This window comes from Dermacoccus sp. Ellin185, assembly GCF_000152185.1.
GTDB classification, from domain to species: Bacteria; Actinomycetota; Actinomycetes; order Actinomycetales; family Dermatophilaceae; genus Dermacoccus; species Dermacoccus nishinomiyaensis.
Genome location: NZ_AEIQ01000027.1, coordinates 1 through 532, shown reverse-complemented (window position 1 = coordinate 532; position 532 = coordinate 1). Strand labels below are relative to the sequence as shown.

Here is a 532-nt window from a genome sequence, read left to right as displayed (position 1 = left end):
CATCAACGAACGGCCCCGCAAAGTCCTCGACTGGGCCTCATCCCACGACGCCTTCACCGATAGCCCTGAACACCATCAATGGTGCGTTGACCGGTTGAATCCGCCAAGGTTTCCGCCCTTCACGGGTGCCGGTAGCTCAGCGGGTCGGTGTGGGCCTCGGCTATCCGAGTCAGGATCTTGGCCAAGCGATGGCGGTTTCTCGTTGGCTGGCGCGCGGGCCGCGTTCCGCTTCGCTGGGTGCGCGGCCAATGGCGGTCATCGTGACGACGTCCCAGTGAGGCGGCACCTCAAGTAGCCGGCCGACGGCGTCTTTGTCGAAGGCCCGGAATTGTCGGCAGGAAAGGCCCATCGAGTGCGCCTGGATGGTCATGTGAGCTACTGCCTGACCCAGGTCGTAGATCGAGAACTCGCTAAACTCCCAGTCGGTGTCTTCGACGTAAACGTGGCTGAGGTTCACCACTAGAGCGCTGGCTTGGGACGCCCACGGGCGGGAGCTGCCCGCGAGATGTTCCGGGCTCTTCACGAATGAGGG

The 532-nt window shown here is 63.3% G+C and carries 1 protein-coding gene; it reads right to left on the bottom strand.

Annotated elements, in window-relative coordinates; all coding sequences use genetic code 11:
- Positions 1-169: 169 nt before the first annotated feature.
- Positions 170-532, bottom strand: a 363-nt coding sequence (locus HMPREF0321_RS01355; protein ID WP_040014266.1) for a nitroreductase family protein, incomplete at its 5' end; no start/stop codon positions are given.